Raw genomic sequence first — 25219 nt, forward strand, 5'->3', positions numbered from 1 at the left:
GCAAAGTTCAAACCGCAGGCTTCAATTCGTATCAATACCTGACCGGCAGAGGGGGCCGGAAGATCAATTTCGACGCACTGTGGTGCAGCCTCAAAACTGCTGACTTGGAAGGCTTTCATGTGTCTATCTCCGACCGACTCAACTTGCAGGTGGCGGTTTACTCGGCTCTTCTGGCGATGAATATCCCCAAAATTAGCCATGATCTCAGTCAATTCGGGCTTTTTGGCCGAATGTAACCTATCCTTTAGTTAGACACCCATAATACAACCCTTGCGTGGATTGAGTCTGCGACCTGATCATTATTTTACCAGGCGATTTTTTTGCGTCGTGAAAGAAAGGTTTGCTTGTTTGGCTATACTCACGTCAGCAAGCGAAGGAGAAGACATCATGAAACACCCTGTTGATGTATATGTGGGCAAGCGCATTCGTCACCATCGCTGGATGACGGGCACAACGCAACAGCAGCTCGCCGAAGCCGTTGGAGTTAAATTTCAGCAAATCCAGAAATATGAAACCGGGATGAACCGGGTCAGCGCCTCCCGACTTTGGGACATCTCGAACGTGCTCGACGTTCATATTTCGTACTTCTTTGAAGGTTTGGACGAAGATGGGTCCGAACGGAAAGAACAAGCGGGCGCAACTGGTGACATCCTGACAGATAAGGAAGCACTAGAGCTTCTGCGCTCTTATTACGCGATTCCTAAAAATCAGCGTCGCCGTCTCTTTGATCTTGCGCGGGTGCTTAGCGGCGCCGCATAAGGACGCGAGGGCGCTTTGAACGGCGTCCCCTCATCCTTGTGTTGGAAAATGGGGCCCCGTCGCTGTGCTGAACCGCCAAGACGAAGAAGACATCAAACGTGTTGCGCACCTTGCGGCTGACGCGGCACGTTTGGAAACGCTGAAATCGTTTCGCAAAACCAACCTACAGACCGAAGACAAAGGCGAGGGGCATTTTGATCCCGTGACGGTGGCCGACCGTGAAGCGGAGCAGGCCATTCGCGCCATCCTTGCTGCCGAACGACCTGACGATGGGATCATTGGCGAAGAATTTGGCACGTCAGAAGGTTCCAGTGGCCTCACGTGGGTGCTCGACCCAATCGATGGGACGCGTGGCTACATCAGCGGCACACCGACTTGGGGGACGCTTATTTCGGTTGGCAACAACGAGGGGCCGATCTTTGGACTAATTGATCAGCCCTACATTGGTGAGCGGTTCTTTGGCGGCACAGGCGGTGCTGGCATGAAGGGTCCACACGGCGCGACAGATCTCAAAGTGAGCACTCAAACCACTCTCTCGGACGCGCTGCTGATGTCGACTTTCCCTGAAATTGGTTCTGACGACGAACGCCGCGCATTTCTGGCGGTTGAGAGAGAGGTCAAACTGACCCGCTACGGCATGGATTGCTATGGCTATGCGCTGCTGGCCTCGGGTACCGTTGATCTGGTCATTGAAGCGGGCCTCGCTGCCTACGACATTCATGCAGGCGTTGCCGTGATCGAAGCCGCAGGCGGCATCGTCACCACGTGGGATGGAAAGCCTGCGCATAACGGCGGGCGCATCCTTGCGGCGGCCACACCTGACTTGCATGCAGCTGCGCTGGGCCTGCTGCAAGCCGCCTTGGATGACTGAGACGCTCCTCAAGAACGCACGTTGCGTCCTGACGATGAATGACGCGCAGGATGAGCTGCGAGGCGTGGATATTCGGATTAAAGACGGCGTGATCACCGAAATCGGGCAGGGGCTTGCGTCGTCGGGGGCGGTGGTTCTGGCTGACAGCACCCTCATCACGCCCGGCCTCGTCAACACCCATCACCACCTCTACCAAACCCTGACCCGCGCAGTTCCAGGTGGGCAAGATGCGCTGCTGTTTGGGTGGTTGCAACGACTTTACCCGATCTGGGCGAAGTTCGGGCCAGAGGAGATGTTCATCTCCGCCCAAATCGGCCTTGCCGAGCTCGCGCTATCGGGCTGCACAATGTCGTCTGACCACCTATACCTCTATCCCAACGGCGCACGCCTCGATGATACCATCGCAGCAGCGGGGGAAGTGGGCCTCAGGTTCCACCCAACACGCGGAGCGATGAGCATTGGCGAAAGCGATGGCGGTCTGCCGCCGGACAGTCTTGTGGAAAAAGAGGAGGCAATCCTCAACGACTGCATCCGCGTCGTGGACCAATTCCACGACCCCAATCCGGGTGCGATGGTCCGCGTCGGGCTGGCCCCATGCTCGCCCTTCTCCGTCACGCACGATCTGATGCGGGAGGCGGCACTGCTCGCCCGCGACAAAGGTGTCATGCTCCACACCCACCTAGCCGAAAATGATGAAGACATCGCCTATTCGCTGGAAAAATTCGGCTGCCGTCCGGGGCAATATGCCGAAGACCTCGGTTGGACGGGGGATGACGTTTGGCATGCTCACTGCGTGAAACTTGATGGGAAAGAGATTGATCTTTTTGCCAAAACCAAAACCGGCGTCGCACATTGCCCGTGCTCCAATTGCCGGCTTGGTTCCGGCATCGCCCCTGTCCGCGCAATGCGCGATGCGGGAGTCCCGGTTGCGCTGGGCGTTGATGGATCGGCCAGCAATGACGTCGGAAACCTTGTCACCGAAGCTCGCCAAACGATGCTGTTGCAACGTGTGGCGTTAGGAGCAGACGCTATGTCCGCCCGCGAAGCGCTGACCATCGCAACCCGCGGCGGGGCGGAGGTTTTGGGCCGCGGCGATTGCGGCCAGATCGCTGTAAGCAAACGCGCCGACATCGCGCTTTGGGATTTGAAGAGTATTGAGGCTGCTGGGTCTTGGGATCCCGCAGCGTTGCTGCTGGCAGGGCCAAGAAAGGTTAAACACCTCTTTGTCGAAGGGCGTCAGGTGGTCCGCGATGGAACTATCACGACGATCGACCTGCCAAGGGTGATTGAACGCCAGAACCAGCTGGCTGCCGCGCTCGCTAACTGACCTTCCGGCCCGCGACCCAGACATCCCTGATCGCACGATCATCGCCCATCATGATGGTTGGGAATATGGCATCCCAGACATCGTTTGCCCGCACGGCCCGTTGTTCAATTGCGGCAGTGGACACCAAATCCATCACTACAATATCCGCCGCAGCTCCGGCACCCAAATGTCCAATCTCACCGCCCGCTTTCAGTGCGTGCGCCGACCCTTCGGTGGCCAGCCACATCAATTGGGAGGGATGCAAAGCGTCCCCCCGCAACTGTGCTATCTCATAAGCGGCCGCCATTGTGCGCAGCATTGAAAAGGACGAGCCGCCGCCCGTGTCCGTCGCCAAACCAACAGGCAAACCGCGCTCCTTCAAGCCTGCCATGTCAAACAACCCCGACCCGATGAAGGTGTTCGACGTTGGGCAATGCACAACTGCTGCGCCCACGTCTGATAACCGATTAACTTCACGTGGCTTTAAATGAATCGAATGACCAAAAAGCCCGTTTTCCCCCAGCAACCCACAAGTCTCATAGGTATCCAGATAATCCCGCGCGTCAGGGAATAACTCTTCGACCCAAATCAATTCCGCCGGCTGTTCGCTCAAATGCGTCTGCATTAACACGTCGGGATGCTCCGCCCAGAGCGCGCCCAAAGCTTGCAATTGCTCCGGTGTCGATGTCGGCGAAAACCGCGGCGTGATCGCATAGCGCGCCCGCGCGCGTCCATTCCAATGTTCCAGCAATTGTTTGCTGTCATCGTAGGCTGATTGGGCAGTGTCCCGCAGGCTATCTGGCGCGTTCCGATCCATACAGGTTTTGCCCGCCACAACCGCCATCCCACGCGCCTCAGCCGCTTCAAAAAACGCATCCACACTTTCGGGATGGATCGTGCAAAAGCTGGTCAGGGTCGTCGTGCCATGCGCCAGCGCCAAATCCAGCGTTCGCCCCGCGACCTCATCTGCGTAAACCTTGTCTCCAAATCGCGACTCTTCGGGAAAGGTGTAGGTGTTGAGCCAGTCAATTAGCTGCTTGCCCCAACTCGCGATGATGCCCGTCTGCGGGTAGTGCATATGCGCATCGACAAACCCCGCTGTGATCAAATCCCGCCCGTAATCGGTGACCTCAGCGTCGGGATGTTTGGCCCGAAGCGCGGCCGCATCGCCCACTGCTAAAATGCGCTCCCCCTCAATCAAAACCGCGCCAGAGGTGTTCACAAGGGCCACCTCATCCCAAGGGGCATGGAACGGATCGTCCGAAAACGTGAGTGTTTGGCCAAGAAGGAGATGTGTCGTCATAACAAAACACTATGCCCAATCAAAACTGGGGTAAATCTTTGCTTTCTCCCATTGTGAAGCGCGGCCAACGCAGTATGTTTTAAGCACATCAGGAGGGCGCATGATGACCGAACACGTGGACATCCCAGAAGAAGAAGCCTTCGGTATTACCGACAAATTCGTCTCAGACATGATGGTGGCGGTGGACGCCAATGATGAGAATGAAGTCGTCCGCATCTTGGAGCCCTTGCACCCCGCTGACGTTGCGCACCTCATCGAACAGCTTGACCCCCGCGACCGGCGCAACTTCCTTACTGTTTGGCCCGGCGGGATCGAAGGCGACATCATCTCCGAGCTTGATGACAGCCTGCGGGAAGAGGTCATCGATACACTGAACCGCGACGAGCTCGCTGAGGCGGTCCAGCAGCTTGATTCCGACGATGTTGTCGACCTGATTGAAGACCTTGATGACCAGCAGACAGAAGCTGTTCTTGAGGCGCTGGACGACACCGACCGCGCCCTTGTCGAACAGGCGCTGGCCTATCCAGAAGAATCCGCCGGTCGTCACATGCAGGTCGAGCTGGTCCGCGCGCCCGAACATTGGACGGTAGGCGATGCGATCGACTATCTGCGGTCTGACGTCGAACTGCCCGATCAGTTTTACCACATCATCCTCGTCGATCCACGCATGAAGCCCGTGGGTTACGTCACTTTGGGCCGCGTGCTGAGCTCAAAGCGCTCAACGCCTTTGAAAGAGGTGTTGGAAGACACCTTCCGCACCTTCCATGTTGCCCAAGACGTTGAAGAAGTGGCGCAAGCGATCAACCACTATCACATGATCACTGCCCCCGTGGTTGATGACGATGACAGGCTTATCGGTGTCATCACCATCGACGACGCGATGGCGTTTCTGGAAGAAGCAGCCGAAGAAGACATCCTCCGCCTCGCTGGTGTGGGCGAAGGGTCGCTGTCCGACCGTGTGATCAACACCACCCGTCAGCGTTTCCCTTGGCTTGCAGTGAACTTGGTGACGGCAATCCTCGCCTCACTTGTCATAGCGCTTTTCGAAGACGTTATTTCTGGCCTCGTCGCGATCGCGGTCTTGATGCCCATTGTGGCGTCGATGGGCGGCAACGCAGGCACTCAATCGCTAACAGTGGCCGTGCGCGCGCTTGCCACTCGCGACCTGACGGATGCCAACGTTTGGCGGGTCATCCGGCGGGAAATTCTTGTGGGTCTCTTCAACGGCCTGATCTTCGCCGTGGTCGTGGGCATTGTTGGCTTTGTCTGGTTCGGCAATCTGACCTTGGGTTTTGTCATCGCCGCCGCGATGGTCATCAACCTCGTGGTTGCGGGCCTTGCAGGCACGGGCATCCCTATCATCCTTGAAAAGCTGGGGATTGACCCTGCACTCGCTTCCGGCGCCTTCGTGACAACCGTCACCGATGTTGTCGGCTTCTTTGTCTTCTTGGGACTGGCGGCACTATGGCTGATCTGACCGTGATCAAAGCCGAGGCCCGAAAAGCCGCCTTCGCCCGTCGCAAGGACGCCCACGCGATGGGGCAAGGCACCGCTGGTCATCTGTCTGAAATCCTTTCTGGTCATCGGGGCGTGCCTCTTGCCGGGTACATGGCGATGCGGACGGAGATTGATCCGACGGCTGCGATGGAGGAGGCATCCGCCCACGGTCCTGTCGGCGTGCCGGTCATTCTGGGCGAAGGTCAACCGCTCAAGTTCCGAACATGGACGCCAGGCTGTGAAATGGAGCAGGGCGCATTCGGCGCGGACATCCCCAAAACGGGCGATTGGATGACGCCTGAGATTGTCATCGTCCCGCTCGTTGCCTTCGAATGCAAAGGCGGGCGGCTCGGCTATGGCGGCGGGTTCTACGACCGGACGCTTGAAGAGTTGCGCGCAAGACGACCCACACTGGCCATCGGTTTCGCTTATGCCGCGCAGGAGGCTGAAAGCTTGCCTTTGGAGCCAACGGACCAACCGCTCGACTACATCGTCACGGAACAGGGCATCATTATCTGCTGAGCATTCATTGCCAGCGCAGGGTTTGCGCCCTAAACCCACATCATGAGAATTTTGTTTTTAGGCGATGTCGTCGGCCGTGGCGGTCGCAAAGCGGTTGCTACCGAACTTCCCAAGCTGCGAGAGGCGTGGAATCTCGATTTCGTTGTTGTGAATGGGGAAAATGCGACGTCCGGTATGGGGCTTTCTGGCGCCCATGCTAAGGGGTTGCTCGAAGCAGGAGCAGATGTCATCACGCTGGGTGATCACGCCTTTGATCAAAAGGACATGATGACGTTCATCACTCAAGAACAACGTATCATCCGCCCGATCAACTTCTCCAAAGCCGCACCTGGTGTCGGCGCACGCGTGTTCATTGCCACAAATAGTCGCAAAGTGTTGGTCGCGCAGGTCTTGGGCCAGGTTTTCATGAAACGGGCGTTTGATGATCCATTCTCCGCCCTCGACTCGGTGCTAAAGCAATACCCGATGGGCGGGCAGGTTCAGGCCAGCGTCATCGACATCCACTGCGAAGCCACATCGGAAAAGATGGCCGTGGGCCACTATTGCGCGGGTCGCGCCAGCCTCGTTGTCGGCACCCACACCCATGTCGCCACCGCCGATGCGATGATCCTACCGGGTGGAACTGGGTATCTCACAGATGCAGGCATGTGCGGTGATTACAACTCCGTCATTGGGATGGAGAAAGAAGAACCGCTACGCCGCTTTATCACCGGAATGCCGAAAGACCGTTTTGCCCCCGCGATGGGGGAGGCGACCTTGTCCGGCGTCTACATCGAAACCGATGATCGGACCGGCCAAACCAAACGGATCGAGATGGTGCGCCACGGCGGAATCTTGCAAGGCGCCGGCCCCGTATGACACGGCAAGAGCAGGCGATGCTCACCTCAGCGCTCATCTTATTGGGCGCGCTCTGGGGCTTGATGCAGCCGATGGTCAAAACCGCTGTCAATGGCGGGTATCAACCGCTTGGCATGGTCTTTGTGCAAATGCTGGTCGCAACGGTCTTGCTGGGGGCTATTCAGGTCCGCCGCCTCGGTCGCTTGCCTTTTAGTAAAGGCCCTGTCGCGATCTGGATCATGCTGGCCTTCGTCGGCACTATCCTTCCGAACAGCGCTAGCTATGAGGCGTTGAAGTCCATTCCAGCGGGCATTTATGCTGTCCTGATCGCCACAATTCCGATGATGTCATTCCCCATTGCGCTGGCATTTCGAAACGAAACCTTCTCTGCCAGACGCCTCTTGGGCCTGCTTGCAGGGCTGGCGGGCGTGGCCTGCATCGTCTTGCCAGATGCCAGCCTTCCGGAACGCGCCATGCTCGCTGCGATCCCTTTGGCGCTAATCGCACCCTTTTGCTACGCGCTTGAAGGCAACCTCGTCGCCCGCTTCGGCACCGCTGGTATGGACGCGATCCAAGTAATGTTCGGGGCATCCGCTATCGGTGCGGCAATCTCCCTGCCGTTGGCGATCAAAACGGGCCAGCTCATCATCCCTGCGGCCCCTTTCACAGCGCCGGATTACGCGCTGTTCGTTGCCTCTGCCATCCACGCCTTTGTCTATGTCGTCTACGTCTGGCTCGTCGGGCGGGCAGGGCCGCTTTTCGCGGCACAGGTCAGCTATTGGGTGACGGGCTTTGGTGTTCTTTGGTCGATGCTGCTGTTGGGAGAGCGGTATTCTGGCTGGATCTGGATTGCGATTGTTTTCATGGCGCTGGGCCTCAGCCTTGTGCAGCCACGGCGCCCTATTGCAGCGCCACCGCCGACAGGTGATAGTGAAGCAACCCCAACGGCTTAAATCGCAATGACCAACTTTCTGTCCCTGACGGCGACGCAAAGCGCCCTCCTGACGCTGGGCGTCGTGTTCGTGATGTTTGCGCTCTTTCTGTGGGAGGTGCTCCCAACCGAAGTCGTGGCGATGATCGGCGCGGCATTTCTGCTGATTACGGGCGTGTTGCCCTACGACCAAGTGCTCGTAGTCTTCTCAAACCCCGCACCTTGGACAATCGCTGCGATGTTCATCATTGTCGGGGCGCTGGTGCGGACGGGGGCCCTGACCACGCTCACCCAAATGGCGGAGCGACAAGCCAAAATAAGCCCAGCCCGCGCCATCGGTGGGGCGCTGCTGTTTGTGGCACTTGCCTCCGGCATCATGAACAATACACCACTGGTTGTCGTCATGATCCCCGTCTTTGTGCAACTGTCGAAAACCATGGGAACGTCCGCCTCTAAGCTGCTGATCCCACTTAGCTATGCCGCCATCGTTGGCGGAACCATGACCCTGCTCGGCACCGCCACCAACTTGCTCGTCGATGGCGTCGCCCGCGAACAAGGGTTGGAGCCGTTCGGCATCCTCGAAATTCTGCCCATCGGCGTGATCGTCGTCACATGGACCTTTATTTACCTCTACTTCATCGGGCGTCGATTGTTGCCCGACAGAATGTCTATGGCTGGAATGCTTTCCGACCGCTCTAAAATGAAGTTCTTCTCGGAAGCGGTGATCCCACGCGATAGCAACCTTATTGGGCGCGAAGCGTTCGACGTGAACCTCTTCAAACGCGATGGTGTGCGGTTGATCGATGTGGTGCGCGGCGATGCCTCCCTCCGGCGCAACCTCAAGAATGTAGTCCTCGAAGCCGGCGACAAGGTGGTTCTTCGCACAGAAATGACGGAGCTTTTATCCTTGCAAAACAACAAGAATTTGCGCCGCATCGATCAAGTCTCTTCGATAGAAACAACGACGGTCGAAGTTCTCATCACCCCCAACTGCCGCATGATTGGCCGCAACCTCGCTTCCATGCGCCTGCGCCGCCGTTATGCGGTCTATACACTCGCCGTGCACCGCCGCGATACCAACCTGCCACAGCTCGACGACGTTGTGATCCGTATCGGCGACACGCTGTTGTTGGAGGGCGCTCCGGCAGACATCGAACGCCTCGCCGCTGATATGAATCTTGGCGACGTGTCGCTCCCCTCTGAACGCGCTTACCGCCGCCGCCACGCGCCCATCGCCATCGCAGTTCTCTTGGGCGTGGTCATCCTTGCCGCCCTCAACGTGGCCCCAATCCTGCTGTTGGCGATGGTGGGCGTCACGGTCGTCCTCGCCACCCGCTGCATCGATGCGGAGGAGGCGTTCGGCTTCGTCGATGGACAACTCATGGCGCTCATTTTTGCGATGCTCTGCGTCGGCAGTGCGCTGCAATCCTCCGGCGCGGTCCTGTTGATCGCGGAAGCCCTGTCACTCGTCATGACGGTTCTGCCCGGTTTCGCCATCATTCTCGCGGTCTATCTGCTATCCTCAATCCTCACCGAATTGGTCAGCAACAATGCTGTCGCCGTGGTCATGACTCCAATCGCGATTGGTCTCGCCTCCACCCTCGGTGTTGAACCCAGACCGCTCGTCGTCGCTGTCATGATCGCGGCGAGCGCTAGTTTTGCCACGCCCATCGGCTATCAAACGAACACGCTGGTCTACGGTCCGGGCGGCTATAAACTCACCGACTTCCTCAAGGTCGGCATCCCGCTCAACCTCACCCTTGCGCCCATCGTGTCTTTCGCGATCCCGTTTATCTGGCCGCTGTAGCCGCCCTGCTTGCAGCCGCGCCCTGCCGTGTCCTATAGAGTGTCGGAATTCGGATCGAAAAAGGGACAGCTGTCATGGCAGGCCACTCCAAATGGGCAAATATCCAGCACCGCAAAGGGCGTCAGGATAAGCTCCGCTCAAAACTGTTCTCCAAGCTCGCCAAGGAAATCACAGTTGCCGCGAAAATGGGTGATCCCGATCCCGATAAAAACCCGCGTCTGCGCTTGGCGGTGAAAGAGGCCAAGTCGAACTCTGTGCCCAAGGACGTCATCGACCGCGCGATCAAGAAATCGCAGGGTGGCGATGCGGAAAACTACGACGAAATCCGGTATGAAGGATACGGGCCCAACGGCGTGGCCGTGATCGTTGAAACCATGACCGACAACAAGAACCGCACCGCCTCCACAGTGCGCTCCACCTTTTCGAAGAACGGTGGCAACTTGGGCGAAACCGGTTCCGTCGGTTTCATGTTCGAACGCAAGGGTCAGATCATCTATCCGGGCTCCGCAGGTGACGAAGACACCATCATGATGGCCGCGATTGAGGCAGGCGCCGAAGACGCGCAATCTGACGAAGAAACCCACGTCATCATCTGCGCCGACACGGATCTCAACGACGTCTCCAACGCGCTAGAGGCGGAGTTGGGCGAAAGCGAAAGCACAAAACTCATCTGGCAGCCGACCACAACGACAGAGCTTGACCTCGAAGGGCTCACCAAGCTGATGAAACTGGTCGACACGCTGGAAGAAGATGACGACGTACAAACCGTCACAACCAACTTCGAGGCCTCAGATGAAGTTATGGAAGCCTTCGGCAATCAGTAAATTTCGCGGGTTGTGAACCCACAGGAATGAGCAGACTGTGGGCGCATGTCAGATGCGCCTTCTCGCCCCATTGCTGGTATCTTTTGGATGGCTGTCACAGGCGTGATGTTCGTCTGTGTGACTGCTGTAGTAAAATACATCGGCGATGATGTGCCCGCTGCGCAGAGCGCTTTCCTGCGCTACGTACTGGGCCTCGTCTTTCTGATCCCGATGATCCGCCCGATCCTTGCCGCGCGGTTGTCGAAACGGCAGGTCATGCTGTTCTCGGCACGTGGGTTTGCGCACACCATCGCGGTCATACTGTGGTTCTACGCGATGGCGCGCATCCCAATCGCGGTTGTGCCGGATATGAACTACCTCGCGCCCGTCTTTGTGAGTGTCGGCGCGGCGCTGTTTCTGGGCGAAAAACTCCCGCCGCGTCGGATGGCGGCTGTCGTCGTCGCTCTGATCGGTGCGCTCATCATCCTGCGCCCTGGTTTCCGCGAAATCTCCCCCGGGCATATTGCGATGCTCTTTACCGCCATTGGTTTTGCCGCTGGATACCTGTTGGCCAAGCAACTGGCGGGGGAGGTGGCGCCAGCCGTGGTCGTTGGCATGCTGTCCATTACTGTCACCATCTTTCTGGCCCCCTTTGCCTATGCCGTCTGGTTGCCGGTGAGTTGGGAGAATATCGGCTGGCTTTTCCTCGTCGCCTGTTTTGCGACTGCGGGCCACTACACTATGACGCTCGCCTTTGCTGCGGCACCGCTCACCGTCACGCAGCCAGTCACGTTCCTGCAGCTGGTTTGGGCGGTATTGCTAGGAGCCTTCGCGTTTGGCGAGGGTATCGATGGTTGGGTCATTCTTGGCGGCGCAGTTATCATGTCGGCGGTGTCTTTCATCACATGGCGCGAAGCCGTCGCCCGTCGCCGCATCACCCCGACAACCAACGCGACGAAGGTCTGATATTTTTATTGATTGACGAGTCAATAAAAAACAAATTACGGTTTTGTATCTGCAAACTGAAAGCCGCCTCATGCCCAAAGTTGGAATGGAACCGATCCGTCGCGCGGCGCTGGTAGAGGCGACGATCGCCGCCATTGGGGAGGCGGGATCGCTCGAAGTGACTGTCAGCCAAATCGCAAAGCGGGCCGGAATGTCCTCCGCTCTTGCGCACCATTACTTTGGCGGCAAAGATCAGATTTTCATGGCGGCGATGCGACAAATCCTGCGGGATTACAGTGCGGAGGTCCGCAAAGAACTTGCTAAAACCACCCGTCATGATCAACGCGCCGAAGCGATTATCCGCGCCAACTTTGCCGAGTCTTGCTTCGATCCTGCCGCCGTCAGCGCATGGATGACCTTTTACGGTCAGGCCCAAACCAGCCCTGAAACCCTGCGCCTTCTGACCCTCTATCAAATGCGCCTGCGCTCCAACCTGACCCACGCGCTGCGCGGCCGTACAACCGCCCCGAAAGAGGCGGCTGACCTGCTCGCCGCGCTGATCGACGGTCTCTACATCCGTGTCGGCCTGACCGCACCTGACGAGGATGCCGAAGCCACCGCACTGGCGCTTCTCGCCAAATTGACAGGAGGGGTCGCATGAGCAAGCCCAACATCCTTATCATCATGGTGGATCAGTTGAACGGAACCCTCTTTCCGGATGGTCCTGCCGACTGGCTCTATGCGCCGAACCTTAAGAAATTGGCGGCGATATCGACACGTTTCAAGAACTGCTACACAGCCTCCCCGCTCTGCGCCCCAGGCCGCGCGTCGTTCATGTCGGGCCAGCTACCCAGCCGCACGGGTGTTTATGACAACGCGGCGGAGTTTTCCTCCTCTATCCCGACCTACGCCCACCATCTGAGGCGGGCGGGGTATCAAACCTGTCTCTCCGGCAAGATGCATTTCGTCGGTCCGGACCAGTTGCACGGGTTTGAGGAACGGCTCACAACCGACATCTATCCACCTGACTTCGGCTGGACGCCCGACTACCGCAAACCCGGTGAACGCATCGACTGGTGGTATCACAACATGGGCTCTGTCACCGGTGCTGGGGTAGCGGAGATCACCAACCAAATGGAGTATGATGATGAGGTCGCCTACCACGCGACCCGCAAACTCTATGACCTCTCCCGCGGTCATGATGATCGCCCGTGGTGCCTGACTGTCAGCTTCACGCACCCGCACGATCCCTATGTGGCCCGCAAGAAATACTGGGATCTCTACGAAGACTGCGCTCATCTGATGCCAGAGGTGGAACCAATCCCCTACGCCGATCAGGATGCCCATTCCAAACGCATCCTCGACGCCAACGACCACGAAAATTACGAGATCGCGGAAGATCAAATCCGCCGTGCCCGCCGCGCCTATTTCGCCAACATCTCTTACCTCGATGACAAAGTCGGGGAACTGCTCGATACGCTTGCGGCGACCCGCCAAGAGGCGACCATCCTCTTTGTCTCCGACCACGGCGATATGCTTGGCGAACGCGGTCTCTGGTTTAAAATGTCGTTCTACGAAGGTTCCGCTCGCGTCCCCATGATGATTGCGTCATCATACATGGAGCCGGGCCTTGTCGACACGCCCGTCAGCAACATCGACGTCTGCCCGACGCTCTGCGACCTCGCGGGCGTCGATATGTCAGAGGTGATGCCGTGGACCGATGGTGAAAGCATCGTCGTGCTAGGGCAGGGGGGGTCCCGCGACACGCCGGTTGCGATGGAATACGCGGCCGAAGGGTCTTACGCGCCGCTGGTCTCCCTCCGCTACGGCAAGTGGAAATTCAACATGTGTGCCATCGATCCCGATCAACTCTTTGATATGGACGCGGACCAGCACGAACTCACGAACCTCGCCGATCACCCCGATCACCAAGGCACGCTGACGACGATCAAGGCAAAGGCTGAAAAACGCTGGGACCTTGCCCAATTCGACGCCGACGTGCGCCATTCGCAAGCGGGCCGTTGGATCGTCTACGAAGCCCTGCGCAATGGCTCCTATTTCCCATGGGACTACCAGCCGCTGCAAAAAGCATCGGAACGCTACATGCGCAATCACATGGACCTCAACGTCCTCGAAGAAAACCAAAGGTTCCCAAGGGGCGAATAGCTCTTTTGGTCCATCTCACCCTCGGAGTTTCGCCATGCAAATCCAACCAACCGCCAGCCATTTCATCAACGGCGAATACGTCGAAGACACGAACGGCGAGTTGATCGACGTGATCTACCCCTATACGGGGGAAGTTGTGGCAAAGGTCTACTCAGCCACGCCTGCGATCATTGAGAAGGCGTTAGCCTCCGCCACAGCCGCGCAAGCGGAGTGGGCGGCGATGAGCGGGACAGAGCGGGGCCGCATCCTGCGCCGTGCCGCCGACATCATGCGCGAGCGGAACCACGACCTGTCGGTCGTGGAAACCTATGATACCGGCAAACCTTACCAAGAAACCAGCGTTGCCGATGCGACTTCTGGTGCGGATGCGTTTGAGTATTTCGGCGGCTTGGCTGGGGCGCTGACGGGTGAACACATCCCCCTAGCAGGCGGTGATTTCGTCTATACGCGCCGCGAAGCGTTGGGTGTCTGCGTTGGTATCGGCGCCTGGAACTACCCAACACAAATCGCCAGTTGGAAAGGGGCACCTGCGCTCGTCTGTGGCAACACGATGGTGTTCAAACCATCTGAGACCACACCGCTCTGCGCCCTGAAAGTCGCCGAAATCCTGCATGAAGCGGGCGCGCCAGCGGGTGTTTACAACGTGGTGCAAGGCCTTGGAAATGTTGGCGCGTCGCTTGTGACCGACCCGCGCGTCGCAAAAGTGTCGCTGACAGGGTCCGTTCCCACAGGGAAAAAGGTCTACGCTGCCGCGGCCGAAGGATTGCGCCACGTGACAATGGAATTAGGCGGCAAATCCCCTATCATTATTTTTGACGATGCGGACCTCGAAAATGCCGTCTCCGGCGCAGTGCTCGGCAATTTCTATTCCACGGGCCAAGTCTGCTCCAACGGCACCCGCGTTTTTGTTCAGAAAGGCATCAAAGAAGCCTTCCTAAACCGGATGGCCGAACGCCTCGCATCCGGCGTCGTAATGGGCGACCCGCAAGACCCCGACACAAACTTCGGCCCAATGGTCAGCGAGAACCAACGCGCCATCGTTGAGGGTTATATCGAGGAAGGCAAAGCTGAGGGCGCGCGGCTCGTCTTTGGCGGCGGCACCCCTGACCGCGACGGGTTTTTCATCGAACCCACCGTCTTTGCCGACGTCACCGACGACATGACCATCGCGCGGGAGGAGATTTTCGGCCCCGTACTTTCTGTCCTCGACTTCGAAACGGAAGAGGAAGCGATTCGCCGAGCCAATGACACAGAGTTCGGCCTCGCCGCGTCCGTCTTCACCAGTGATCTCACCCGCGCACACCGCGTCTCCGCCGCGTTTGAAGCGGGCACCTGCTACATCAACACCCATAACCTCGCGCCGGTGGAGGCGCCTTTCGGCGGTTCCAAAATGTCCGGCGTTGGGCGCGAAAACTCCAAACTCGCTGTTGCCCATTATTCTGAGATGAAGACGGTCTACGTCTCCATGAACGACGTGGAGGCGCCCTTCTAATGCAAGCCGACTACGTGATTGTTGGCGCAGGCAGCGCCGGATGTGCGATGGCCTACCGACTGGCAGAGGCGGGTAAGGACGTGCTGGTCATCGAATACGGCGGGTCAGACGTGGGACCGCTCATCCAGATGCCCGCTGCGCTGTCTTACCCCATGAACATGTCGCATTATGATTGGGGGCTGAAGACTGAACCTGAACCGCACCTCGGCGGCCGTCGTCTGGTCACACCGCGCGGCAAAGTCATCGGCGGCTCCAGCTCCATCAACGGCATGATCTACGTGCGTGGCCACGCGCTTGATTTTGACCATTGGGAGGAAAGCGGCGCCGATGGTTGGGGCTACGCCGACGTGCTGCCGTACTTCCGACGCATGGAAAACTGGGACAGCGGCGGGCATGGCGGCGATCCGTCATGGCGCGGCAACAATGGCCCGTTGCACGTTTGCCGCGGTCCGCGCACCAACCCGCTCACGAAAGCCTTCGTGAAGGCGGGTGAACAAGCAGGATATGACGTCACTGGCGACTACAACGGCCACAAGCAAGAAGGCTTCGGCCCCTTCGATGCGACGATCCACAAAGGCCGCCGATGGTCCGCCGCCAACGCCTACCTCAAACCCGCCTTGAAACGCGCCAACTGCGCACTCATCCGCGCCTTCGCCCGCAAGATAGTCATAAGAGAGGGCCGCGCTGTCGGGGTCGAGGTCGATCGTGGTGGCAATAAGGAGATTATTGAGGCCCACCAAGAAGTTATTATCGCTGCATCCTCCCTCAATTCGCCGAAACTCTTGATGCTTTCTGGCATCGGACCTGCGGCGCATCTGACCGAACATGGGATCGACGTGGTGGCGGACCGCGCGGGCGTCGGACAAAACCTGCAAGATCATCTAGAGCTTTACATCCAGCAGGCTGCAACGCAGCCCGTCTCCCTTGCCAAGCATTGGAATTTCGTTAGCAAAGCCATGATTGGGGCGCAGTGGTTGTTCACAAAAACCGGTCTCGGCGCCTCGAACCAATTTGAAAGCGCAGGCTTCATCCGGTCGAAAGCGGGCGTAGAATACCCTGACATCCAATTCCACTTTCTGCCCATCGCCGTCCGCTATGACGGCCAAGTCGCGGCCGAAGGGCACGGGTTCCAAGCCCACGTTGGACCGATGCGGTCCGCCTCCCGTGGTTCGGTCACACTGCGATCCGCCGACCCGAACGACGACCCAAAAATTCTGTTCAACTACATGTCAGAGCAAAGCGATTGGGAAGACTTCCGCACATGCATCCGCCTCACCCGCGAGATTTTCGCGCAAGACGCCTTTGCCCCGTTCCGTGGTCACGAAATTCAACCGGGGGACGCCGCGCAAACGGATGATGCGCTTGATGATTTCATCCGCGAGCATGTGGAAAGCGCCTATCACCCCTGTGGCACCTGCAAGATAGGCCGCGCGGATGATCCAATGGCTGTTGTCGACCCTGAAACCTGCGTGATTGGCGTGGATGGCCTGCGTCTAGCTGATAGTTCGATCTTCCCACGCATCACCAACGGCAACCTCAACGCCCCGTCGATCATGACGGGGGAGAAAGCGGCAGATCACATCCTAGGGCGCACACCGCTCCCTGCCGCGAACGACCAACCGTGGGTCCATCCAAACTGGCAAACGGCGCAGCGTTAACTGGCTTCCACCTGCTCTTGGAAGCGTTCAAAAAACTCGTCTGCCATTTTCTTGGCAAAGCCGCCAACGATACGGTTGCCAAGCCGCGCCAGCTTCCCGCCGACCTTTGCGTAGGCGGTGTACGTCAGCTCCGTCCCGCCGTCGACATCGCGCAGGGTGACGTCGGCGCTGCCTTTGACAAAGCCCGCAACGCCGCCTTTGCCCTCACCCACGATGGTATAGCTTTCGCCTGCCACCACATTCTCAAGCGACACCTCACTCTTGAACGTCGCTTTCACGGGTCCAACCTTTTGCTTCACCGTTGCGGCAAAACCATCCTCTGGCGTGCCGGTCAGTTCCTCACAGCCGGGGATGCAAGCGGCGAGCGTGTCTGCATCGTTTAGCTTTTGCCAAACCAACGCTCGGTGTGCCGCGATAACGCGCGTGGCTTCTAAGTCTATCGGATGCTTCCCCTAGTCAGTGATCGTTCTAGAGAACTCTAGTTCTGCCGCATGGTCAATCAATCGACCTGATAGGGCAGCACGTCGCGACGGTCGAGATCAACTTTCAAGCGCCGCTCCAACGGTGGGACGGAGCGTTGATGGCACGATTGGCGCTCACAAATCCGGCAGGAGATGCCGATAGGCTCAAACGCCTGCGCGCTGTTGAGCTGCATGTGATCGGCATAGACCAAGGCACCGGCATGCTTCACTTCGCACCCCAATCCAATCGCATACCGCCGCATCGGCGCGCCCCAACCGCCGCCCGATTTGCTGACATCCCGCGCCAGACAGAAATAGCGGATACCATCTGGCGTTTCCGCCAACTGGCGCAAAAACTGCCCAGGCAATTCAAACGCCTTGTGCACGTTCCAAAGCGGGCAGGCCCCGCCGTACCTTGCGAATTGCAGAGTGGTGGCCGAGTGGCGTTTCGTGATCGTCCCCGCCTGATCGACCCTCACAAAGAAGAATGGGATGCCTTTCGCACCCGGGCGTTGCAGTGTCGACAGACGGTGCGCCACTTGTTCCAATGACGCGCCAAACCGTGTCGACAGGATTTCCAAGTCGTGCCGTGTGTCCCGCGCCGCCTCCAAAAATTGCCCGTAAGGCATCAGGACCGCGCCCGCGTAGTAATTCGCCAATCCGATTTTTGCGATATCGCGGGCCTCATCCGACTGAAACCGCGCAAGGTCGAGTGTTGCCTCCAACAATGGATCTTGCCTGATCAGCGCCATCTGCAACAGTAATTGGAACCGCCGCGTCTCCGGCGTCGCGTAGCGCGACAGGGCCAGCGTTTTGGTCTTTCGATCATAGTTGCGTACTTGGCCGTCTTGCGCTTCCACAACGCGGATGCCTTGGCCCTCCAGCATCGCGACCGCCGCGTCCTCCAACGTTTCCTGCTTTGGCTGTGCGGCGGCAAACCGTTCCGCCGCGCGATCCACGGCGTCGATGTAGTTGTCGCAATAGTGAAAGAAGTCGCGCACCTCTTCCCAAGGGGACGACCGGATCTGCGAATCCTCCCGACCCAACGCCTCATCTAGTGAAGCAAGCCGCTCGTGCGTCCGGCGATAGGCCGCGTGCAGGTCCAAAAACGCCCGCGCTAACGTCGGCGCGTTTGATGCCGCAAGTCGCAAATCTGCAAGGGCAGGGGTCGGACCCGTCAGCACAGGGTCGGCAAGAGCCTCTTTCATATCCCCAATGAGTCGCGCCTCATCACCTGACTGAAGCTCCGAGACGTCGAAGCCAAATTCCTCGCTCAAACCCAACAAAACCGCTGTACTGATCGGGCGGTTGTTGTTCTCCATCTGGTTAAGATAAGGCACTGACACATTCAGCCGGATCGCAAAATCCTTCTGGGTGATGCCTAGTCGGCTGCGCATATCGCGCAGCTTCGCGCCTGCAAAGAGTTTTTGAGTGGCCATTGTGGGTCTCTGCGTTGTCTAATTTGCAGATTGATTTTGCAAAGACTGCAAATCAACCCTTAACCTTCCGCGTGCGCCGGATTACATAGATCATTGAGGCGACAGCCAGTGCTGATGTCGCCACCATCACCCATTGCAGGGGCAGTGGGCTGTCCCCACCATCCAGCAGTGTTGCGGCCATTTGCGCAGCCGCAGCACCCCCTGCGATCATCATCGCGCTGCCAAGCCCGCTCGCCGTGCCCGCCAGATGTGGTCGCACGGACATCAGGCCGACGGCCGTGTTCGGGATCAAAAGTCCGTTGCCCAAGCCGAGCAATGTGACGAGACCGAAAAAGATGTAAGGGGAGGGCTCCATCACCAACAAGAAGATGAGGGAGATCACCATGCCGCCAAGCGTGATCAGCGACCCCACGAGCGCCATAAGGTTGATCCCAAACCGTTCGCTATACCGCCCCGACAACCCGTTCCCCACCGCGTAGCCAATCGCTGGTGCGCCCAAGGCCACGCCTGCCCAGAAGGGGGACAGGCCAAACACGGTGGTAGAGACATAGGATGCCCCGCCCAGCAGCGCAAAAAACGCACCTGATCCGAAAGACGCGGCCAAGGCATAGCCCCAAAACCGCGGCGATTTCAGAAGTTCAGGATAAGTCTTGATCTGCTCGGCAAACCCCATGCCGCCATCGCGCACCGTTTCACCCTGATCGAAATAGCAGAGCGCTAAAACAACCAGTCCCGCAAAAACCAGAAAGCCAAAGACCGCTCGCCAATCGAAGAGCTGGTCAATCGCGCCGCCGATCATCGGGCCAAACATCGGCACCAAAGCCATGCCCATTGTGACATAGCCGATCATTGAAGCCGCTTTGTTCGTCTCAAACATGTCCCGCACAATCGCACGGCTCAACGCAACGCCCGTGGCCACCACGCATTGCATCATGCGAAAGAACAGAAACATCTCCGCGCTCGTCGACAGCATCGCACCGACTGTGGCGACAACGAAGATCGTAAGCGACCAAAGCACCACCATCCGCCGCCCGTATCTGTCAGAAATAGGCCCGATCAGGATTTGCAAGATCGCCGTCGCTAGAAAATATCCCGACACCGCAATCTGCATGGTGGCGTAGGTCGTACCAAAATATTCCGTCATGCCTGCCAGTGACGGCAGGAAGATCGACAGGTTCAGCGCCGAAATGCCTGCCAGCAGGGTCAGCGTCAAAATATGTGGCGGGGTGGTGCGGTCTAAAAATCGAACCGCGGTTTTACTGGTCATTCCGCTACCCTATGCCTGAGGTTGCCGATGTCCATGCCTGTAGCAGCAAATTTCAGCGCCGCTTGATAATTTGCATATTTGCAGATTTATAAAAAGATAGGACGGTATATTTGCAAAATTCACCTTCTCCCCTGCTAACCCGTTTGATATGCCCGATCCAACTCTAGGGGAGGCCATGATGAAAGATATCCTGCAAGAGCTTGAAGACCGCCGCGCGGTCGCTCGCATGGGGGGCGGTGCACGCCGCATTGACGCGCAGCACGCCAAAGGTAAGCTCACCGCGCGTGAGCGGATTGAACTGCTGCTCGATGCGGACAGCTTTGAAGAGTTCGACGCCTTTGTTGCCCACCGCTGCTCTGATTTCGGTATGGAAGAACAGCGCCCACCGGGTGATGGCGTCGTCACAGGCTGGGGTACGATCAACGGCCGCATGGTCTATGTCTTCTCGCAAGATTTCACCGTCTTCGGCGGCTCCCTCTCCGAAACGCATGCTCAGAAGATCTGCAAGATCATGGACATGGCGATGCAAAACGGCGCGCCTGTCATCGGCATCAACGATTCAGGCGGTGCACGTATTCAGGAAGGCGTCGCCTCCCTCGCGGGTTATGCAGAGGTTTTTCAACGCAACATCATGGCGTCCGGCGTGGTGCCGCAAATCTCCGTCATCATGGGGCCATGTGCCGGTGGCGCGGTCTACTCCCCCGCGATGACCGACTTCATCTTCATGGTCAAAGACACCTCCTATATGTTCGTCACTGGCCCCGACGTTGTGAAGACCGTCACGAATGAGGTTGTCACGGCAGAGGAGTTAGGCGGTGCTTCCACCCACACCAAGAAATCTTCCGTCGCCGATGGTGCGTTTGAGAATGATGTGGAAGCTTTGGCCGAAGTGCGCCGCTTGGTGGACTTCCTGCCGCTCAACAACCGTTCTAAACCGCCAACTCGCCCATTCTTTGACGATGTCGACCGGATTGAGGACAGCCTTGATACACTGATCCCCGACAACCCGAACATGCCTTATGACATGAAAGAACTCATTCATAAGCTGGGCGACGAAGGCGATTTTTACGAAATCCAAGAAGACTTCGCCAAGAACATCGTCACAGGCTTTGTGCGTCTCGAAGGCTCCACTGTTGGCGTTGTTGCCAACCAGCCGATGGTCTTGGCCGGATGCCTCGACATCGACAGCAGCCGGAAAGCCGCGCGCTTTGTCCGATTCTGCGACGCCTTTGAAATCCCGATTTTGACGCTCGTTGACGTCCCTGGCTTCCTGCCCGGCACCTCGCAAGAATACGGCGGCGTAATCAAGCACGGCGCAAAACTGCTCTTTGCATATGGCGAGGCGACCGTGCCAAAAGTGACGGTCATCACGCGCAAAGCCTACGGCGGGGCCTACGACGTGATGGCGTCCAAGCACCTGCGCGGTGATTTTAACTATGCATGGCCCACAGCGGAAATCGCTGTGATGGGCGCCAAGGGCGCGACAGAGATCATCCACCGCGCCGACCTTGGCGATGAGGAAAAGATCGCGCAGCACACCAAAGACTATGAAGACCGCTTCGCCAACCCGTTCGTGGCGGCGGAAAAAGGCTTCATCGACGAGGTGATCATGCCGCACTCCACCCGCAAACGGATTTGCCGCGCCTTTGCCTCCCTCCGTGGCAAATCGCTGCAAAACCCGTGGAAAAAGCACGACAACATCCCACTGTGATCCGGTCGGCCAACATATGTTGCGGGCGTGCAACGCCCGCGCGGGAAACCGCCGCTGCTGCGTCCGCGGCTGTCACGCAAACGCGGGCGCAACCGCGCGCCGTCCAAATGCGCCTCAGCATCTGGGGGGCGTTTTGATGTCCCAGCGAAATATTGTGCGTCCTCAGCCCCTTGGTGCGGCAAAGCAACAGTTGCCAGCATCTGCATTGCGCCCTGCTTCCGTGCTCAATTTTTCTGCTAATGATCAAGAAATAACAAAAAACACGCTGACCGGATCAAAAAGCCGTCAGCATGAGGCAGATCAGAGCGGAACGCAAACATGGCTAACGGGGTCAAAGTGTTCGTCGTGGCAGCGCTTATGGCGGTTGTCGCCATCAGTGCAAGCCAAGGGCAGGCGAACAACGTCGTGCACACAGACCTTCGACAATTGGGCGGGCCAGAGCACTAGCGCAAGCGGGGTGCTTTGATGGAAAAGCACCGCGGTTTTCCCGGTCGTCTGCCAGGCACGGATTTTCAATTCACTATTAGACGGGCTAACAAAGCGGGCGCGACCAAACTCATCGCCCGTGAGCGTTACAATGACCGTAGACCTGCGGACAAGCGCGCCGATGCGGGGTTCATGCGCGCGCTTTGGGATCATTTCGGGGCAGAGCCGTTTGAACGTGGTAATCTCGACGCGGGACGCCTCTCTTGGCTGTTCGAGCGGGAGGTCATTGCTGCCGAAGACCCGTTCGATCCTGAATCCTATGAGGCGCTGCTCCAAATCGACGAACCCCGCGCCCGCGCCAGCTTTCCCGACGTTATGGAGGGATAAAGTGAGCGTTTTCGGCAAATCCACGCAGATAAACACGGATTTTAAGCGAATCTTCGCTTATTTTCCGTATTCCCAAGTGGCAGGGTTTATTTCGTCACCTCTTGCGCGCAACCTTTCTTCAGCTAAGTGCAAAACCAGCAATTTTACTCCTTCATATTGTCAACGCTGTTACCGTTCCCCAAGCCGGTCCGTTTCCATAAGAAACCGACGGGCTTACCCTTATCTGAACACCGCTTATGAATTGGCGGAAGCGTGCCTACGCCCGCGCTGCTGCATTGCTATTCTGCCCGCTTCCGATAAGTCTTCTGAGTATCAAAACTCACAGAAGGGCGTGTACCGATGCTCAAGAAAACATGGATTATTGCAGCCGTCACCAGTGTCACGCTTGCAGGTTGCCTTAACACAGTTGGCGAACGCGCTGTTGTCGGCGCCAGCGCAGGCGTCATTGCTGCTGATGTTCTCGGCACCGACCGCACGGGCACTGCACTTGTCGGTGCTGCCGCAGGCGCATTCTGCGACGACGTCGGCCTTTGCGACTAATACTCTGACTTCGCCCCACGGGGCATCTACGAAATCTGACCGCCGTTGGGGTGCTCCTCCTGCGGCGGTTTTGCGTTCAAGGGACCACGCTCATGTTTAAAAAAATGCTGATTGCTAACCGGGGCGAGATTGCCTGCCGCGTCATCAAAACCGCGCGTAAGATGGGCATCAAAACAGTTGCGATTTATTCCGACGCGGACCGGAACGCCCTACACGCGAAAATGGCGGATGAGGCGGTTCACATTGGCCCGCCACCCGCAAACCAATCATATATCGTGATCGACAAGGTCATGGACGCGATCCGGCAAACGGGGGCGGAGGCTGTTCACCCTGGCTATGGCTTCCTTTCAGAGAACGCGAAATTTGCCGAAGCGCTCGAAGCCGAAGGCGTTGCCTTCATCGGCCCGACGAAAGGCGCGATCGAGGCGATGGGCGACAAGATCACCTCCAAGAAAATCGCTCAGGACGCGAAGGTCTCCACCGTTCCGGGCTACATGGGTCTGATCGAAGACGCGGACGAAGCTGTCAAAATCTCCAACGACATCGGCTACCCTGTGATGATCAAAGCCTCCGCTGGTGGTGGCGGCAAAGGCATGCGCATCGCATGGAACGACCAAGAGGCGCGCGAAGGCTTCCAGTCCTCCAAGAATGAAGCTGCGAACAGCTTTGGTGACGACCGCATCTTTATAGAGAAATTCGTCACGCAGCCGCGCCACATCGAAATACAGGTGCTTTGCGACAGCCACGGCAACGGCATCTTCTTACATGAGCGGGAATGCTCCATCCAGCGCCGGAACCAGAAGGTGATTGAAGAGGCGCCATCGCCGTTCCTTGATGAAGCGACCCGCAAAGCGATGGGCGATCAATCTGTCGCTTTGGCGAAGGCCGTGGGCTACACCAGCGCAGGCACGGTGGAGTTCATTGTCGACGGCGACAAAAACTTCTACTTCCTTGAAATGAACACCCGCTTGCAGGTGGAACACCCTGTTACGGAACTCATCACCGGCGTCGACCTTGTTGAACAGATGATCCGCGTGGCCAATGGCGAAGAACTTCAGATCAAGCAAAAAGACCTCAAGATCAACGGCTGGGCGATGGAAAGCCGCCTTTATGCCGAAGATCCTTACCGCAACTTTCTACCGTCTATCGGACGTCTGACCCGTTACCGCCCGCCCGCAGAAGGTAAAACCGCCAACGGCATCGTGCGCAATGACACCGGTGTCTATGAGGGTGGTGAGATCAGCATGTACTACGACCCGATGATCGCAAAGCTCTGCACATGGGGCCCAAACCGCGCCACTGCGATTGAGGAAATGCGTCTCGCCCTCGATGGATTCGAAGTGGAAGGCATCGGTCACAACCTGCCATTCCTCGCCGCCGTTTACGATCATGAGAAATTCACCTCTGGCAACATGACCACCGCCTTCATCGAGGAAGAGTATCCAGACGGTTTTGACGGCGTGGAACTGCCGGAGGATGACCTCAAGCGTATCGCTGCCGCCACCTCTGCCATGCACCGCGTGGCCGAGATTCGCCGCACCCGTGTTACGGGCCGGATGAGCAACCACGAGCGGCACGTTGGTTCTGTTTGGGTTGTCACCCTGCAAGGCCAAGCGTTCGAGACAGCCATCGGTGCCGACAAAGACGGTGCGACTGTTGCGATTGGCGATGACACTTTCCGCGTGGAAAGCGATTGGACCCCAGGTAAGCCGCTGGCACGGCTTGATGTGGACGGATCACCGCTGGTTCTGAAGGTGGAGAAAATCTCAGGCGGGTTCCGCGTGCGCTACCGTGGTGTGGACCTCAAAGTCCACGTCCGCAGCCCGCGTCAGGCCCAATTGGCGAAACTGATGCCGGAAAAACTGCCGCCCGACACCTCCAAAATGCTGCTCTGCCCAATGCCGGGCCTCATCGTGAATGTCGATGTGGAAGTTGGCCAAGAAGTGGAAGAGGGCCAAGCGCTCTGCACCGTTGAAGCGATGAAGATGGAAAACATCCTGCGGGCTGAACGCAAAGGCACAGTGTCCAAAGTCAACGCCGCCGCTGGCGATAGCCTCGCCGTGGACGACATCATTATGGAGTTTGAATGAC

Annotated in this window: 24 protein-coding genes; 20 read left to right on the forward strand and 4 right to left on the reverse strand. The window is 58.0% G+C overall.

Annotated features, from left to right (window positions below):
- The 4 genes from ACTF5F_RS11750 to ACTF5F_RS11765 form a co-directional block, all read left to right on the forward strand.
- Window positions 1–236 (forward strand): hypothetical protein (locus tag ACTF5F_RS11750; RefSeq protein WP_438957063.1); only part of this gene is annotated, 236 nt, incomplete at its 5' end.
- Between the two features lie 151 nt (window positions 237–387).
- The gene (locus ACTF5F_RS11755) at window positions 388–759 is read left to right on the forward strand and encodes a helix-turn-helix domain-containing protein (protein WP_438957115.1); all 372 of its coding nucleotides are present in this window, start codon (window positions 388–390) and stop codon (window positions 757–759) included.
- A 67-nt stretch (window positions 760–826) separates the two neighbouring features.
- Entirely contained in the window at window positions 827–1630 is an 804-nt protein-coding gene (gene hisN / locus ACTF5F_RS11760; RefSeq protein ID WP_438957116.1) for a histidinol-phosphatase, read from the forward strand.
- Window positions 1623–2957: an 8-oxoguanine deaminase gene (locus ACTF5F_RS11765; RefSeq protein WP_438957064.1), complete on the forward strand. Its 1335-nt coding sequence runs from the start codon at window positions 1623–1625 to the stop codon at window positions 2955–2957. Before hisN ends, ACTF5F_RS11765 begins: the two co-directional genes overlap by 8 nt.
- Here the strand turns inward: ACTF5F_RS11765 and guaD are convergent.
- Window positions 2950–4239, reverse strand: a complete 1290-nt coding sequence (gene guaD, locus ACTF5F_RS11770; protein ID WP_438957065.1) for a guanine deaminase — start codon at window positions 4237–4239, stop codon at window positions 2950–2952. The genes ACTF5F_RS11765 and guaD overlap by 8 nt on opposite strands.
- 103 nt (window positions 4240–4342) lie before the next feature.
- On the opposite strand from guaD, the gene mgtE reads away from it, so the two are divergent.
- From mgtE to betA, 11 genes are all read left to right on the forward strand, one after another.
- Entirely contained in the window at window positions 4343–5716 is a 1374-nt protein-coding gene (gene mgtE / locus ACTF5F_RS11775; RefSeq protein ID WP_438957117.1) for a magnesium transporter, read from the forward strand.
- Window positions 5704–6258: a 5-formyltetrahydrofolate cyclo-ligase gene (locus ACTF5F_RS11780; protein WP_438957066.1), complete on the forward strand. Its 555-nt coding sequence runs from the start codon at window positions 5704–5706 to the stop codon at window positions 6256–6258. Before mgtE ends, ACTF5F_RS11780 begins: the two co-directional genes overlap by 13 nt.
- 42 nt (window positions 6259–6300) lie before the next feature.
- Window positions 6301–7116, forward strand: coding sequence for a TIGR00282 family metallophosphoesterase (locus ACTF5F_RS11785; RefSeq protein WP_438957067.1), 816 nt, complete (start codon window positions 6301–6303; stop codon window positions 7114–7116).
- Window positions 7113–8048, forward strand: a complete 936-nt coding sequence (locus tag ACTF5F_RS11790; protein WP_438957068.1) for a DMT family transporter — start codon at window positions 7113–7115, stop codon at window positions 8046–8048. The genes ACTF5F_RS11785 and ACTF5F_RS11790 overlap by 4 nt, the downstream gene beginning before the upstream one ends.
- Before the next feature lie 6 nt (window positions 8049–8054).
- Window positions 8055–9833: an SLC13 family permease gene (locus ACTF5F_RS11795; RefSeq protein WP_438957069.1), complete on the forward strand. Its 1779-nt coding sequence runs from the start codon at window positions 8055–8057 to the stop codon at window positions 9831–9833.
- Window positions 9834–9907: 74 nt separating this feature from the next.
- A complete protein-coding gene (locus ACTF5F_RS11800; RefSeq protein ID WP_438957070.1) occupies window positions 9908–10657 on the forward strand; it encodes a YebC/PmpR family DNA-binding transcriptional regulator in 750 nt (249 codons plus the stop codon).
- Between the two features lie 45 nt (window positions 10658–10702).
- Entirely contained in the window at window positions 10703–11602 is a 900-nt protein-coding gene (locus tag ACTF5F_RS11805; RefSeq protein ID WP_438957071.1) for a DMT family transporter, read from the forward strand.
- Window positions 11603–11672: 70 nt separating this feature from the next.
- Entirely contained in the window at window positions 11673–12242 is a 570-nt protein-coding gene (betI, locus tag ACTF5F_RS11810) for a choline-binding transcriptional repressor BetI (RefSeq protein WP_438957072.1), read from the forward strand.
- Window positions 12239–13747, forward strand: coding sequence for a choline-sulfatase (betC, locus tag ACTF5F_RS11815; RefSeq protein ID WP_438957073.1), 1509 nt, complete (start codon window positions 12239–12241; stop codon window positions 13745–13747). Before betI ends, betC begins: the two co-directional genes overlap by 4 nt.
- Window positions 13748–13781: 34 nt before the next feature.
- Window positions 13782–15239: a betaine-aldehyde dehydrogenase gene (betB, locus tag ACTF5F_RS11820; protein WP_438957074.1), complete on the forward strand. Its 1458-nt coding sequence runs from the start codon at window positions 13782–13784 to the stop codon at window positions 15237–15239.
- Window positions 15239–16897 carry a choline dehydrogenase gene (betA, locus tag ACTF5F_RS11825; RefSeq protein ID WP_438957075.1) on the forward strand — a complete coding sequence of 553 codons (1659 nt, stop codon included), beginning with the start codon at window positions 15239–15241 and terminating at the stop codon, window positions 16895–16897. Before betB ends, betA begins: the two co-directional genes overlap by 1 nt.
- Here betA and ACTF5F_RS11830 read toward each other — a convergent pair.
- Genes ACTF5F_RS11830 through ACTF5F_RS11840 form a run of 3 tightly spaced genes read right to left on the reverse strand, consistent with a single transcriptional unit; the run spans window position 16894 to window position 20064 of the window.
- Window positions 16894–17337: an SRPBCC family protein gene (locus tag ACTF5F_RS11830; protein WP_438957118.1), complete on the reverse strand. Its 444-nt coding sequence runs from the start codon at window positions 17335–17337 to the stop codon at window positions 16894–16896. The genes betA and ACTF5F_RS11830 overlap by 4 nt on opposite strands.
- A 59-nt stretch (window positions 17338–17396) precedes the next feature.
- Window positions 17397–18797, reverse strand: a complete 1401-nt coding sequence (locus tag ACTF5F_RS11835) for a helix-turn-helix domain-containing protein (RefSeq protein WP_438957076.1) — start codon at window positions 18795–18797, stop codon at window positions 17397–17399.
- A 52-nt stretch (window positions 18798–18849) separates the two neighbouring features.
- Entirely contained in the window at window positions 18850–20064 is a 1215-nt protein-coding gene (locus ACTF5F_RS11840; protein WP_438957077.1) for a multidrug effflux MFS transporter, read from the reverse strand.
- Window positions 20065–20242: 178 nt separating this feature from the next.
- Here ACTF5F_RS11840 and ACTF5F_RS11845 point away from each other — a divergent pair, with 178 nt between their 5' ends.
- The 5 genes from ACTF5F_RS11845 to ACTF5F_RS11865 all read left to right on the forward strand — a co-directional run bounded on the left by ACTF5F_RS11845 (window position 20243) and on the right by ACTF5F_RS11865 (window position 25218).
- Entirely contained in the window at window positions 20243–21775 is a 1533-nt protein-coding gene (locus ACTF5F_RS11845; protein WP_438957119.1) for an acyl-CoA carboxylase subunit beta, read from the forward strand.
- Between the two features lie 318 nt (window positions 21776–22093).
- Entirely contained in the window at window positions 22094–22222 is a 129-nt protein-coding gene (locus ACTF5F_RS11850) for a hypothetical protein (protein ID WP_438957078.1), read from the forward strand.
- Between the two features lie 18 nt (window positions 22223–22240).
- Window positions 22241–22588 (forward strand): hypothetical protein, encoded by a 348-nt coding sequence (locus tag ACTF5F_RS11855; protein ID WP_438957079.1) that lies wholly within the window; start codon window positions 22241–22243, stop codon window positions 22586–22588.
- Window positions 22589–22927: 339 nt separating this feature from the next.
- Window positions 22928–23128, forward strand: coding sequence for a hypothetical protein (locus ACTF5F_RS11860; RefSeq protein WP_438957080.1), 201 nt, complete (start codon window positions 22928–22930; stop codon window positions 23126–23128).
- A 92-nt stretch (window positions 23129–23220) separates the two neighbouring features.
- Window positions 23221–25218, forward strand: coding sequence for an acetyl-CoA carboxylase biotin carboxylase subunit (locus ACTF5F_RS11865; RefSeq protein ID WP_438957081.1), 1998 nt, complete (start codon window positions 23221–23223; stop codon window positions 25216–25218).
- Window position 25219: the final 1 nt, after the last annotated feature.

The organism is Cognatiyoonia sp., from assembly GCF_965661665.1.
In the GTDB taxonomy this organism is placed as follows: Bacteria; Pseudomonadota; Alphaproteobacteria; order Rhodobacterales; family Rhodobacteraceae; genus Cognatiyoonia.